Source organism: Mucilaginibacter sp. UYNi724 (genome assembly GCF_054057495.1).
This window is the reverse complement of record NZ_JBSRZI010000005.1, coordinates 171,454-184,983: the sequence shown is the minus strand read 5'-3', so window position 1 is coordinate 184,983 and position 13,530 is coordinate 171,454. Positions and strand designations below refer to the sequence as shown.

Sequence of the window (13,530 nt, the reverse complement as noted above, 5' to 3'; positions counted from 1 at the left end):
CTTGCCCTTACCAATGCTACTTTTTATGATGAAGCGTATTTTAACCGTGTTAATATTGACTGCTACTACAACCCTTGCCTTTAGCCAGGAACAAAAACCGATGCTGCTATATCCAAAGGGCGTACCTAACAGTAAGGCAGCACCCGCTACTTATGCTGAAAAAAATGATAAATTATGGCTTTTTAAAGTAACAAATCCTACTATTACGCCCTACCTGCCTGCCAAAGGCACGGCAAATGGTACAGCCGTAATAATATGCCCCGGCGGTGCCTATGCAGGCCTCGCCTCTGGACATGAAGGAATAGATATAGCCAGAGAATTTAATAAGATTGGCGTAACTGCATTTGTATTAAAATACCGTTTACCCAGCGATAGCATCATGGTTGATAAAACCATAGGCCCGTTACAAGATGCCCAACGTGCCATACAAATAGTTAGGCAGGATGCTGCCAAATGGGGCATTAACCCAAACAGGATAGGAATTATAGGCTTTTCGGCAGGCGGGCATCTGGCGTCGACCGAGGGGACGCACTTTGATAAAGTGGTTATTGATAACCCAAACAACATCAGCGTTCGCCCGGATTTTATGATGCTGATATACCCCGTGATATCTTTTGGTGAGAAGGCCCACGTTGGTTCTCGCGAGAATTTGATAGGCAAAAATGCAACACAGCAACAGGCCGATCTATACTCTAACGATAAGCAAGTTACAGCCAGCACCCCGCCAACATTCATAGTACATGCCGAAGATGATGACGTTGTGCCCGTAGAGAATGCCTTACTGATGTACGAAGCTTTGCTTAAAAACAAGGTAAAAGCCGAGATGCACCTGTTTCCATCCGGTGGTCATGGTTTTGGCCTGGTAAATTCAAAAAGCAAAGGGCTGTGGTTCAATTGGGCCAAGACCTGGATGGGCGATAATGGTTGGTTAACTAAGTAATTAATCAGTTCCCTTTGGGATGAGTACAGCGTTTTTGGATTTCAAAAAAGAAACTGCTATTCCAATCAAAACTATCGCACCCCCGATTATCTCTTTAAGGTGCAGAGTTTCCCCCAAAAGGCCTATGGCTAAAAACCCGGCGATAACTGTTTGCCCTAACAAAGCTATGGCTACACGCGTAGATTCGAGATAACGTAACGAGTGATTGATGGTAAGCCATCCTATCAATTGGCAAAGAGCGCCCATCCCCAGGAAACAACCCCAGGTTGCAGTATCAAATCCGGTTAACGCGTCGCCGCGGGTAAGTGCAACTGCCAGTAGAAACACCGCTGCCCCCAGCATGTTGTAAAACATAAAAGTAAAGGTGTCTATGTGTTTGATGACGCCCTTGGTTATCATGAGATAAGCGGCATAAAGTATGCTTGCAGCCACGGCGTATAATATCCCCGGACTAAATTCCAGGTGTATCACATTCTCGTAGCCGACCAATATCACCATCCCAATTATCGCTACAAAAGTGCCCACCCAAAACAGCTTGCCCGCTTTATGTTTAAATAGCAGATAACTCATCAACCCTACCCAAACCGGGGCAAGATTAGCCAACAAGGTTGATATGGTAGCGCTGATCTTTAACAGCGAAATATTCCACATGGCAATATCTGCCCCAAAAACAACACCGCCAATAATGGTGATAACAAGCGCCCTGCGAGTTGTTTTTAATTTGCCTTTTAAAACGCAATAAGGAAGCAGGAACAGCCATGCGATAAAAATCCTGTAAAAGCCCGATGTAATGGCTGGTGAGGCCGCCAGCTTTACAAATATTGGCGAAAAAGAGATACATACAATGCCAATAACCAGGCTAAGTTTCGGTTTCAAATTAAATTTTATTGAGCTGCAAACTTAGGTTGTCTGAATCAGAATTTACAGAATTATTTAATTAACATAATGCTATCCATTCGATTCTGAAAATACATTAATTCCGCTTCATACAAAAAATTCACACACATTGTATCACACGCAACTTTTTTAACGTAAAGTATAAACTAACACATTAAAAAGATTGATCATGAAAAAGTTTACTTTTATCGCCCTGGGATTCTTCGCCCTACTCCTTTCATCTTGTTTGAAAAACGACGACAATTGCTGCCGCACTTCTTACCAACAATATTTTGTTGCCGAAAAAAATGGCTTATCTGTTTATGCAGAACCTTACAGCGCAAAAGTTGGTACCGATTCCATTTCTGTTTTGGGCCTTGGCAGGGATGCAGGCATCAAAATGCACATTAAATACACCGGCAAAGGCACGTATGCTTTAACCGGTAACCAGGCCCGCTATTATCAATTAATTGGCAAGGACACCGTAAGCCGTTACAAAGCAGGTGTTGCTGGCGGTAGTTCATTAATAGTTACCGATGTTGATTCGACCCAACATGTAATTGCGGGTACATTTACTTTGAAATTTAAACGCAAGTTTCCGGTTACCTCAAGCATTTATGCGGATAGTGTTAAATTTACCAAAGGCAACTTCCTGATCTATCTGCCACGTAACTAAGTTATATCCATTTAAGTACGGTTTTACTGCTTACAGGTTTAGCAAATAATTGTATTTTTGCCGCATATACTATTTTATATGAGCTCTCGTACAAAAATTAAAGCACTGCTTGAAAGCGGTAAAACCGATATTGATGTAACTGTTAAAGGATGGGTGCGTACCTTCCGTAACAATCAGTTTATTGCTTTAAATGATGGCTCTACCAATAGCAACCTGCAAATTGTTGTTGATTTTGAAAACACCGACCCTGCCACATTAAAGCGTATTACCACCGGCGCTGCGCTTAGCGTTAGCGGCAGGCTGGTAGCATCGTTAGGTAAAGGGCAAAGCGTTGACGTTAAGGCAACAAGCATCGAAATATTAGGCGACAGCGACCCGGAGAAATACCCGCTTCAACCAAAAAAACATAGTCTTGAATTTTTACGGGAAATTGCGCACCTACGTTTTCGTACCAGTACATTTGGTGCTATTTTTAGGGTGCGTAACACGCTATCATACGCTATACATACCTTTTTCCAAGAGCGTGGTTTTGTTTACCTGCACACACCCGTTATTACGCAGTCTGACGCTGAAGGCGCCGGCGAGGCCTTCCATGTTACCAACTTTGATCTGGCCAACGTACCACGTACCGATACGGGCGAGGTAGATTACAAGCAAGATTTCTTTGGTAAATCTACCAACCTTACCGTGTCCGGTCAGTTGGAGGGCGAACTTGGTGCAATGGCACTGAGTGATATTTATACCTTTGGCCCTACCTTCCGTGCCGAAAACTCAAATACTACCCGCCACCTGGCCGAGTTTTGGATGATAGAACCCGAAATGGCTTTCTATGATCTTAAAGACAATGCAGACCTGGCCGAGGAACTGTTAAAATATGTTATCCGCTACGCGCTTGATAAAAACAAGGAAGACATCGAATTTTTAACCCAGCGCCTGCAGGACGAGGAGAAACAAAAACCACAAAACGAACGCTCTGACCTTACTTTGTTAGAGAAACTTCAGTTTTGTTTAGATAACGATTTTGAGCGCTTGACCTACACCCAGGCTATCGAAATCCTGAAAGAATCTACTCCAAACAAAAAGAAGAAATTCCAATACCCAATAGAAGGCTGGGGCACCGACCTACAATCGGAACACGAGCGTTACCTGGTTGAGAAACACTTTAAAAAACCGGTGATCCTGACGGATTATCCTAAAGAGATAAAATCGTTTTACATGCGGCAAAACGACGATGGCAAAACTGTTGCCGCTATGGATATCCTGTTCCCGGGTATAGGAGAAATTGTAGGTGGTTCGCAGCGCGAGGAACGTCTTGACAGGTTGGAGCAACGAATGGACGAGATAGGTATCCCTAAAGACGAACTTTGGTGGTACCTTGATACCCGCCGTTACGGTGGTTGCCCGCACGCAGGCTTTGGTTTAGGCTTCGAACGATTGGTGCTATTTGTTACCGGCATGGGCAACATCCGCGATGTGATCCCATTCCCAAGGTTTCCTAAGAACGCTGAATTTTAGACTGCTTTTAAAAGATCTTTATGATTACGCCGGTTATTTTTATGATTGGCGTTTTTGTTTCTTTCAGGACTATGTGCGATGCCGAACTTTACTTCATGGCTTAACTTGTAGATATGTCGAAAATAGTATTAACTACATTTATCAATGCTCCACTCGAAAAATGCTTTGACATTTCGCGGGACATTGATGTACATGTTGCATCAACAGCACATACCGGCGAGCGGGCAATTGCTGGCCGTACGAGTGGGTTAATTGGCTTTGGCGAAACCGTTACATGGCGGGCTAAGCATTTTGGTATCTGGCAAAACCTTACATCAAAGGTCACAGACTTTAACGCCCCGGTTTTCTTTGCGGATGAAATGGTAAGCGGTGCTTTTAAAAGTTTCAGACATGAACATTACTTTAGTCACGATGGCACAAGAACCATTATGCAGGATGTGTTTATTTTTGAATCACCGTTAGGAATATTAGGGAAACTGGCAAACTGGTTATTCCTTAAAAGGTATGTGACCGCATTACTGGTGAAACGTAACCTTGTTATAAAAGAAATAGCCGAGAAAAGTTAGCCGTCATGCCGAACTTGTTTCAGCATCCCACACGCAAGGGTTACTGTATAACTGTCCTGAGAGATCCCGAAACAAGTTCGGAATGAAGGTTAATTAATGAGGATCATTCCTTCTTATAATCCTTATGCACAATTAAAAAGCTGGCGCGTTCCTCCTTGTGGAATGGGATATCCCAGTTGCCTTGATAGCTGATTTTGATGGGTAATAGCTCGTCGTTAAATTTATTTAGTTCGATATTCATTTGCACATTAAAATCAAACAGCATATTGCTGTATTTCATATCGATATAGCGGCCGAGTATCTCAAAATTGTTTACATCGAAAATTGTGGTCATCTCCTGTATCATCACATCATCCGGGCTTGTACTGGGCTTGCGTTTTACTTTAAACCGATAAACAGGGATGCTATCCAGGTATTTACCGCGTGCGAACTCATAACTGTAAAACTGGCGTAACTCCGGCCCGAAGATCTCTGTTTTGCCGCTGATGAAAGGGATGCCCGGCACTTTTCTGCCCGGTGTAAATATCAGGGTTTTCAATTTGGCTTTGTATCCTTCATTTTTACCTTTGTTTTCTGCAGATGTACCTTCGCCCTTCACAAAATCCGAGTTGTAGGCGTTCATAAAAATATAGTCGAACATCTCTACGGTGTACAACTGGTACTTACCGTTTTTCTTTACAACATTGCCGCTGTCGTGCTTCGTAGTGTACTCAATTTTATGTTTGCCGCCATTGTTACTATGCAGTAACCGCCGGTAGATCTTGCCATCAACCTTATTCTTCTTATCGTAGGTGTAAATGCGGTTCTCGGCAGTAAAGGCATAACTTTTCATGTTTTGGAAAGCCTTGTAAAAACTGGTATCGTTCATTACCGCATCAATAAAATCCTGCGCGTTTAACCTATGCGACCGGATATTGGCAACTGCGGTATCGATGGTGATGGTAAGGATGGTATCAGGATTAAAACGAGGGATCTGCTGCGCTTTGGAGACAAAGGCAGAAAGTAAAAAGCAGAATGCTATAAGTAACTTTTTGTTCATGGTAATTAAGCGCGGCTATTATTTATGAACCATTAACTTTTAAATTAATTCCCTAACTGTTTTACGGCAAGGTAAGCCATAAGGCCAACGCTTTGTTCCAGTGCACTTTCTTCTACGTCAAACGTTGGGGTATGTACTGATGATGTAATTCCGCGGCTTTCGTTACGTGTACCCAGGCGATAAAAGCAAGAATCTGCCACCTGTGAGTAATAAGCAAAATCCTCTGCCGCCATCCAAATATCCAGATCAAGCACGTTCTCTTTACCCAAATAATCCTCGGCATTTGCCCGGGTTGCCGCTGTCAGCTTTTCCTCGTTGATCAGGAACGGGTAGCCCCTCATAATATTGAACTCGCAGGTACCACCCATGCTTTCGGCAATACCTTCAGCCATTTTTTTGATCTTGATATGAGCCTCAGAACGCCATTTTTCGTCCATCGTACGGAAAGTTCCTTCCAAATAAACTTCATTTGGAATTACATTGGTAGCACCGTTGGCGATCACTTTTCCAAAGGATAAAACCGATGGGCTTTTAGGATCGGCAGAGCGGCTTATGATGGTCTGCAACGCGGCGATGATGTGCGCCGTGATCACAACCGGGTCTACATTCTGCTGCGGTTGCGCACCATGCCCGCCCTTGCCCCTCACGGTAACATAAAGTTCATCGGTTGACGCCATATACTTGCCTGCGCGGAAACCTACTTTACCGGCGTCTATCAGCGGCATCACATGCTGGCCTATCACGGCCTGTGGTTTAGGGTTCTCTAATACGCCTTCCTGTATCATCAGGCTGGCTCCACCCGGCAACTTTTCTTCTGCAGGTTGAAAGATCAGTTTTACCGTACCGCCAAACTCGCTTTTAAGATCGGTTAAGATCTTAGCGACACCAAGTAATGACGAAGTATGCACATCATGCCCACATGCGTGCATCACACCCGGGTTTTGCGATTTGTACGGCACATCATTTGCCTCCAGTATCGGCAGCGCGTCCATATCGGCACGTAGGGCCACTACCTGATCGGACGGTTTATCGCCTTTTACAAGGGCTACTAAACCTGTATCGGCCATTTTACTGTATTCCAACCCAAGCTCTTCCAGCTTATTTGCCACAAACACCGATGTTTCTACCTCGTGGAAAGAAAGTTCGGGATGCGAGTGCAAATGCCTACGGTTAGCCACTACATCATTAAAAATATCTTTTGCTATTTGCTGTATTTTTTCCTTAATCATTAGTGATAACCGTTTTGGGTGGATTGATTTTTTCTGAGATGATAAACATTGCCGGGAACCAGGGCTTCAATTGCTCCTTCAACCGCTCGGCCTCGATACGCGAACGAAAATCGCCGGCACGTACTTTAAAGTTTGGCTCTTTGTACACAATATAGGTGCGCATTTCCGGGAATTCCATATTGAACTTTGCCTGGGCGTTGAATGCCGCACCACGGTTGCTGCCGCTATATATCTGTACACGGTAACCATATGATGAGTAACCCGCCGAGCCCCCGCCGCGTCCTTTATTAAGCGTAGCGCGTTTGGCTAATAGCGTATCAAACAATGGCGGTGCCACTACTTGTACTTTGCCGCGGGTTTGCGCCGATGCCCCGAATGAGCACATTATCAGCATAAAAAAAAAGCAATATTTGATGAGGCTTACCGGAGCTTTATAATCAAACATTGCTTTTTTCATTTTAGATTTCCTTTTAACCGTCATTGCGAGGCACGAAGCAATCTTTTTGCTATACAGAGCAGCTCTGTAGATCGGGGATTGCTTCGTATCTCGCAATGGACGCGTGGATTATTTTTAGCCCTTTCATTCAGGAGAGGGTTGGGTGAGATTCTTAATTCATCCCCTGGCCGTGGCAGCTTTTGTATTTTTTGCCGCTACCACATGGGCATGGGTCATTCCTGCCTATTTTTTGCTCAACCTTTACCGGGGTTGGTTTTTGTATCTCGCGGGTATCGTCCATCGGCATGCCGTTAGCTTCGCTTACCAGTTCCGGTTTTGAAGTACGCATATTTTTCAGGTCGAGTTTGGGCTGAGGTTTTGCCTCGCGCACCTCCTCAGGCTCTTGCTGAACCGGGATACCTCCTCTAAACAAGAAGCTAACCAGCTCTTTATTTACGTTTGATAACATCTGGCGGAACAATTCAAAAGCCTCGAACTTGTAAACCAATAACGGGTCTTTTTGTTCGTAAACCGCGTTTTGTACCGATTGCTTCAACTCATCCATTTCGCGCAAGTGTTCTTTCCAGGCATCATCGATAAGGTAAAGCGTAACGTTTTTCTCAAACGATTTAAACACCTCTAAACCTTTGTTCTCCACCGCTTTTTTAAGCGGTACAGATACCTGTAAACCGTGGATCCCATCAGAGAAAGGTACCACGATATTTTCCACATATTGGCCGCGGGTATCGTAAACATCTTTTATAACCGGGTAAGCCTGTTGGGCAATAGCCTCTGCTTTACGTTTGTAAAAGTCGGTTACTTCAATAAATGTGCTTTCTACCAGGTTAGCAAGAGATGTAGCGCTAAACTCTTCAGAATTTACCTGAGTATCTACCGAGAACAAACGGATTACTTCCATCTGGAATCCTTCGTAATTGTTTCCCTCCTTGTATTCGGTAACCACATCTTCAATTACATCGAAAATGGTGTTGCTCAAATCTACATCAAGGCGTTCGCCAAATAATGCGTTTTTACGTTTAGCATAAATAACGGTGCGCTGAGAGTTCATCACATCATCATACTCCAGCAAACGCTTACGGATCCCAAAATTGTTCTCTTCTACTTTCTTTTGAGCACGCTCAATAGATTTTGAGATCATAGAGTGCTGGATAACCTCACCCTCTTCGATACCCATACGCACCATAAGGTTAGAGATACGCTCTGATCCGAATAAACGCATCAGGTTATCTTCTAACGATACAAAGAACTGGGAAGAACCCGGGTCGCCCTGGCGGCCTGCACGGCCACGCAACTGCCTGTCTACACGGCGGCTTTCGTGGCGTTCGGTACCTACAATGGCTAAACCACCAGCCTCTTTTACATTCGGGCCTAACTTTATATCCGTACCACGGCCTGCCATGTTGGTAGCAATGGTAACGGTACTTGTCTGACCAGCTTCGGCAACAATATCCGCCTCCTTCTGGTGCATCTTAGCATTCAGTACGTTGTGTTTGATGCCTCGTAGCTTAAGCATACGGCTCAATAACTCCGAGATCTCTACCGATGTTGTACCCACCAGTACCGGGCGACCGGCCTGTGTAAGTTTTACAATTTCATCTGCAACGGCATTATATTTTTCGCGGATGGTACGGTAAACCAGGTCCTGCATATCTGCACGGCTGGTTGGCGTATTTGTTGGTATCTCTACCACATCCAGTTTATAGATCTGCCAAAATTCACCCGCTTCGGTAACAGCAGTACCCGTCATACCACAAAGTTTATGGTACATTCTAAAGTAGTTTTGCAGCGTTACGGTAGCAAAGGTTTGTGTAGCATCCTCTACCTTAACATTTTCTTTAGCTTCGATAGCCTGGTGTAAACCATCAGAGTAACGGCGGCCATCCAATACACGGCCGGTTTGCTCATCAACAATTTTCACTTTACCATCATCAAGGATATACTCGGTATCTTTTTCAAATAAGGTATAAGCTTTAAGCAATTGGTTAACCGAGTGGATCCGTTCTGATTTTATAGAGAAATCGCGCATCAGCTCGTCTTTCTTCGCTATCTTCTCTTCTGCCGGGGCATCAGATTTTTCGATGTTTGCGATCTCGGTACCAACATCAGGCATCACAAAGAAGTGAGGATCTTCGCCCGATGCAGTGATCAGCTCGATACCTTTTTCAGAAAGCTCTACCGAATTACTTTTCTCATCAATAATGAAGAACAACTCAGAATCTACTCTTGGCATTTCTTTGCCCTGGTCCTGCATATAGTGGTTCTCCGTTTTTTGCAGAACAGTACGGTTTCCGCCCTCGCTCAGAAATTTTATTAATGCTTTGCTTTTTGGTAATGCACGGTGTGCGCGCAATAACGCTAAACCGCCATCTTCAATACCGGTATTACCATCGTTAATGGCTTTCTTGGCTTCGTTCAATACGGTGTTAACGTAAGTTTTTTGCGCGTTAACCAAACGTTCTATACGTGGTTTCAACTCATAAAACTCATGCTCGTCACCACGAGGGATAGGGCCTGAGATTATTAGCGGTGTACGCGCGTCATCGATCAATACCGAATCGACCTCATCTACCATGGCATAGTGCAGTTTGCGCTGTACCAATTCTTCAGGGCTGCGTGTCATATTGTCACGCAGGTAGTCAAACCCAAATTCGTTGTTGGTACCAAAGGTGATATCAGCTAAGTAGGCTTTGCGGCGCTCTTCAGAGTTTGGCTCGTGTTTATCAATGCAATCAACCGCCAAACCGTGGAACTCGTACAACGGACCCATCCACTCGCTATCGCGTCGTGCCAGGTAATCATTTACGGTTACTATGTGTACGCCCTGTCCGGCAAGTGCGTTAAGGTAAGCAGGCAGCGTGGCTACCAAAGTTTTACCCTCACCTGTTGCCATCTCAGATATTTTACCCTGGTGTAATACAATACCACCAATCAGTTGCACATCATAATGTACCATGTTCCATGTAACCTCGTTGCCCGCAGCAAGCCAGGTGTTATGATGGACAGCTTTATCACCTTTTATGAGTACGTTGCTCTTTTTGGCAGCCAGTTCGCGATCAAACGTTGTGGCAGTAACCTCAATCGTTTTGTTTTCGGCAAACCTGCGCGAGGTTTCTTTTACCACGGCAAAAGCCTCGGGTAAAATATTCGCTAAAATATCTTCAAGTTCTTTATTGCGGTCTTTCTCCAGCTTATCTAACTGAGTGTACAAGGCAACTTTTTCGCTTACCTCCATTTCCAGTTCGGTTTCGGTACGGGTTTTAATGGCCTGTATTTCGCCGTCGATACCTGCAAGGCCGGCAGCAATGGTTTCTTTAAATTCTATGGTTTTGGCCCTAAGCTCATCGTTACTTAACTGGTCAAGCTTGGCATAAGCAGCCTTCACTTTCTCAACTATTGGCAAAATCCCTTTAACGTCTCGTTCTGATTTGCTTCCAAAAAGCTTACTGAAAAAATCTAACATATTATTTTTATATAATGCACCAAACTCAATAATTGCGCCAGTGCAATTTTAAAGTCATTTTGACATGCAAAGATAGGATTAATGTGCAAATATGCAGATGTGCGGATAGGCAAATGATGTTAAATTCGTCAATCTGACCGCTATATGATTTAATTATTCATCTTCAAACAATCTGCACATCTGCATATTCGCACATCTGCACATCAAACATTATATTTGCCCGCATGAACATCCTGATCCTTGGTTCGGGCGGAAGGGAAAGCGCCTTCGCCTGGAAAATCTCACAAAGCCCAAAATGCGATAAACTATTTATTGCACCGGGCAATGCCGGCACCGGCCAGTATGGCACCAACGTAAACCTAAAGGTTATCGATTTTGAAGGCATTAAAGCCTTTGTTTTGACTAACGATGTTAAAATGGTTTTGGTTGGCCCCGAAGAGCCGCTTGTAAAAGGCATCCATGATTTTTTCCTAACAGATGAGCTACTAAAGAACATCCCGGTTATTGGCCCGCAGCAGGAAGGCGCCCAACTGGAAGGTAGCAAGGATTATTCAAAGGCGTTTATGCAGCGCCACAATGTGCCTACAGCAGCATCGCGTACGTTTACGCGCGATACTTTGCAGGAAGGTTTCGATTACCTCGCCACCACAGGCTTGCCTGTAGTTTTAAAAGCCGACGGCCTGGCAGCAGGTAAAGGTGTTTTAATTTGCCTTACCCTTGAGGAAGCCCGCCAGGAACTTTTAGAAATGCTTACCGAAGCCAAGTTTGGCGATGCCAGCTCTAAGGTGGTTATCGAACAATTTTTACAGGGAATAGAGCTTTCGGTTTTTGTGATGACCGACGGCACCAATTATAAAATATTACCCGAGGCCAAGGACTACAAACGGATTGGCGAAGGTGATACGGGTTTAAATACAGGTGGCATGGGCTCAGTTTCGCCGGTGCATTTTGCTGATGAGGCTTTTATGCAAAAGGTAGAGCAAAGGGTTATTATCCCAACTGTTGAGGGATTGAAAAAAGAAGGCATCCCATACAAAGGGTTTATCTTCATCGGCTTGATGAATACCCACGGCGAGCCCTGGGTTATCGAGTACAACTGCCGCATGGGTGACCCCGAAACAGAGAGCGTTATGCCACGTATCGAGTCGGATTTTGTGGACTTATTGATTGGCGTTGCCGAAGGTAACCTGAACGAAAAAGAAATGATCATCTCCCAAAAAACAGCTGCAACCGTGGTATGTGTTGCGGGCGGTTACCCGGGCGAATATCTAAAAGATAAAACCATCAGCGGGATAGAGAACGTTCGCGGGTCATATGTTTTCCATGCGGGTACCAACCTGGATGGCGACGATATTAAAGCAACAGGCGGCCGTGTATTAGCGGTTACCAGCCTGCAGGATAATATGTTTGATGCCCTGCAACAAGCCACTGCCGACGCGGCGCGCATCTATTATGATGGGGTATATTTCAGGAAAGATATTGGGTTTGATCTATTATAGTTAGATAGTCCGAAAGTCGGTAAAGACAGAAAGTCCGAAAGAAGAAGCTTAGCAGCTAAATCTTTCGGACTTTCTATTTTAAACTATTTATCGTCTTCGGACTTCCGGAAATCGGACTCAGAATTAGATTTTCCCGAACAACTCGGCAAGTTTAGCTTCCAGGTCATCACCCCTAAGGTTTTTACCGATGATCTTGCCGCTTGGATCAATTAAAAAGTTTTGCGGGATAGCGCGAACGGCATACTCTCCGGCAGGTCGGCTTTTCCAGCCTGCAAGGTCAGAGATCTGTGTCCACATTAAGCCATCTTTTTGGATAGCGCCAACCCATGCGCCTTTAGCACCCTTACCATCAAGTGAGACGCCCAGGATGGTGAAGTTTTTGGTTTTGTATGCGTTGTAAGCCTTTACTACGTTAGGATTTTCCTGGCGGCAAGGGCCACACCATGATGCCCAAAAATCCACCAATACATATTTACCGCGGAACGATGACAAGCTAACTACTTTGCCCGAAGTATCCGTCTCCGCAATTTCAGGTGCGGTTGCGCCTAAGGCTACCGCTTTCATCTTTGGCAATAATTCGCCAAATGCCTTACCAGATTCAGCTGCTTTAATATTAGGTGAAAGCGAGGTGTATAACGGCTCTATCTCCACATAATCTGAACTGTAGGCAAGCGATTGCAATGCATTCATGCTTACGTAAGAATCCGGATGGTCTTTTATGAATTTTTGATTTATAGCCTTTTCCTGCTTGTCAATCGCTTTTTCTGCAGCTTTAGCTTGTTTTATAAAAGCGTCAGATTTCTGATCTGCTTCCGGCGTAGCTTTTTCTTTGGCTTCCATGGCTTTGTAACCATCGCTAACCGGTTTTAAAGCTGTTTGGTATTGCTCGTTCTCGATGTTCGATTTTGTACCGGTAACCGTTGCTTTAGTAAGATCATCGGTGGTGTTTACGGTGATGATCCCGGGCTCTATGTAAATGGCTTTGTAATCTTTAGACGCATTCATGCTGTTACCTTTTGGGTTAAGCAATAAATAGCCTTGTCCCGGTACAGCTGCCGCTTCGCCTTCAAATTTGAACGCGCCGTTTTTAAGTACCACAGAATCCATAATGGTTTTGCCTTCTTTACGGTATTGGATATATGCTTTGGCAGGTGCGTTATAGCTACCTAATTTACCCTGAACGGTAAATTTACCGCCTTGCGCAAAAGCCAGCGCAGGCAAAAGCGCTATTGCGCTTAAGGTTATTTTTTTCATAATGACAGTCAGTTTTGTT

The 13,530-nt window shown here is 44.4% G+C and carries 11 protein-coding genes; 5 read left to right on the top strand and 6 right to left on the bottom strand.

Going from position 1 to position 13,530, the window contains the following annotated elements; translation table 11 throughout:
- Positions 1 to 25: 25 nt before the first annotated feature.
- The gene (locus tag ACVW0P_RS09770; RefSeq protein ID WP_457131918.1) at positions 26 to 940 is read left to right on the top strand and encodes an alpha/beta hydrolase; all 915 of its coding nucleotides are present in this window, start codon (positions 26 to 28) and stop codon (positions 938 to 940) included.
- On the opposite strand, the gene ACVW0P_RS09765 is transcribed toward ACVW0P_RS09770, so the two are convergent.
- Complete coding sequence (locus ACVW0P_RS09765) at positions 941 to 1,816, bottom strand: DMT family transporter (protein ID WP_457131917.1); 876 nt, start codon at positions 1,814 to 1,816, stop codon at positions 941 to 943.
- A 190-nt stretch (positions 1,817 to 2,006) separates the two neighbouring features.
- On the opposite strand from ACVW0P_RS09765, the gene ACVW0P_RS09760 reads away from it, so the two are divergent.
- The 3 genes from ACVW0P_RS09760 (at position 2,007) to ACVW0P_RS09750 (ending at position 4,573) form a co-directional block, all read left to right on the top strand.
- Entirely contained in the window at positions 2,007 to 2,492 is a 486-nt protein-coding gene (locus ACVW0P_RS09760) for a DUF6252 family protein (protein ID WP_457131916.1), read from the top strand.
- A gap of 78 nt (positions 2,493 to 2,570) precedes the next feature.
- Positions 2,571 to 4,007 (top strand): asparagine--tRNA ligase, encoded by a 1,437-nt coding sequence (gene asnS / locus ACVW0P_RS09755; RefSeq protein ID WP_457131915.1) that lies wholly within the window; start codon positions 2,571 to 2,573, stop codon positions 4,005 to 4,007.
- Positions 4,008 to 4,120: 113 nt separating this feature from the next.
- Positions 4,121 to 4,573 carry an SRPBCC family protein gene (locus ACVW0P_RS09750; RefSeq protein WP_457131914.1) on the top strand — a complete coding sequence of 151 codons (453 nt, stop codon included), beginning with the start codon at positions 4,121 to 4,123 and terminating at the stop codon, positions 4,571 to 4,573.
- 103 nt (positions 4,574 to 4,676) lie between these two features.
- Here the strand turns inward: ACVW0P_RS09750 and ACVW0P_RS09745 are convergent, their stop codons facing one another.
- The 4 genes from ACVW0P_RS09745 to secA form a co-directional block, all read right to left on the bottom strand.
- Positions 4,677 to 5,612 (bottom strand): hypothetical protein, encoded by a 936-nt coding sequence (locus ACVW0P_RS09745; RefSeq protein WP_457131913.1) that lies wholly within the window; start codon positions 5,610 to 5,612, stop codon positions 4,677 to 4,679.
- Positions 5,613 to 5,656: 44 nt separating this feature from the next.
- Complete coding sequence (locus ACVW0P_RS09740) at positions 5,657 to 6,841, bottom strand: M20 metallopeptidase family protein (RefSeq protein ID WP_457131912.1); 1,185 nt, start codon at positions 6,839 to 6,841, stop codon at positions 5,657 to 5,659.
- On the bottom strand, positions 6,834 to 7,298 hold the full coding sequence (locus ACVW0P_RS09735; RefSeq protein WP_457131911.1) for an SPOR domain-containing protein: 465 nt from the start codon (positions 7,296 to 7,298) through the stop codon (positions 6,834 to 6,836). Before ACVW0P_RS09735 ends, ACVW0P_RS09740 begins: the two co-directional genes overlap by 8 nt.
- Before the next feature lie 151 nt (positions 7,299 to 7,449).
- A complete protein-coding gene (secA, locus tag ACVW0P_RS09730; RefSeq protein ID WP_457131910.1) occupies positions 7,450 to 10,758 on the bottom strand; it encodes a preprotein translocase subunit SecA in 3,309 nt (1,102 codons plus the stop codon).
- A 224-nt stretch (positions 10,759 to 10,982) separates the two neighbouring features.
- On the opposite strand from secA, the gene purD reads away from it, so the two are divergent.
- Positions 10,983 to 12,257, top strand: coding sequence for a phosphoribosylamine--glycine ligase (purD, locus tag ACVW0P_RS09725; RefSeq protein WP_457131909.1), 1,275 nt, complete (start codon positions 10,983 to 10,985; stop codon positions 12,255 to 12,257).
- Between the two features lie 123 nt (positions 12,258 to 12,380).
- Here purD and ACVW0P_RS09720 read toward each other — a convergent pair whose 3' ends face one another.
- A complete protein-coding gene (locus ACVW0P_RS09720; RefSeq protein ID WP_457131908.1) occupies positions 12,381 to 13,511 on the bottom strand; it encodes a redoxin domain-containing protein in 1,131 nt (376 codons plus the stop codon).
- Between the last annotated feature and the right edge of the window lie 19 nt (positions 13,512 to 13,530).

Bases quoted from the DNA above. Each gene is read 5' to 3' on its own strand.
- ACVW0P_RS09770 (WP_457131918.1), top strand. From the start codon at position 26: ATGATGAAGCGTATTTTAACCGTGTTAATATTGACTGCTACTACAACC.
- ACVW0P_RS09760 (WP_457131916.1), top strand. From the start codon at position 2,007: ATGAAAAAGTTTACTTTTATCGCCCTGGGATTCTTCGCCCTACTCCTT.
- asnS (WP_457131915.1), top strand. From the start codon at position 2,571: ATGAGCTCTCGTACAAAAATTAAAGCACTGCTTGAAAGCGGTAAAACC.
- ACVW0P_RS09750 (WP_457131914.1), top strand. From the start codon at position 4,121: ATGTCGAAAATAGTATTAACTACATTTATCAATGCTCCACTCGAAAAA.
- ACVW0P_RS09745 (WP_457131913.1), bottom strand. From the start codon at position 5,612: ATGAACAAAAAGTTACTTATAGCATTCTGCTTTTTACTTTCTGCCTTT.
- ACVW0P_RS09740 (WP_457131912.1), bottom strand. From the start codon at position 6,841: ATGATTAAGGAAAAAATACAGCAAATAGCAAAAGATATTTTTAATGAT.
- ACVW0P_RS09735 (WP_457131911.1), bottom strand. From the start codon at position 7,298: ATGAAAAAAGCAATGTTTGATTATAAAGCTCCGGTAAGCCTCATCAAA.
- secA (WP_457131910.1), bottom strand. From the start codon at position 10,758: ATGTTAGATTTTTTCAGTAAGCTTTTTGGAAGCAAATCAGAACGAGAC.
- purD (WP_457131909.1), top strand. From the start codon at position 10,983: ATGAACATCCTGATCCTTGGTTCGGGCGGAAGGGAAAGCGCCTTCGCC.
- ACVW0P_RS09720 (WP_457131908.1), bottom strand. From the start codon at position 13,511: ATGAAAAAAATAACCTTAAGCGCAATAGCGCTTTTGCCTGCGCTGGCT.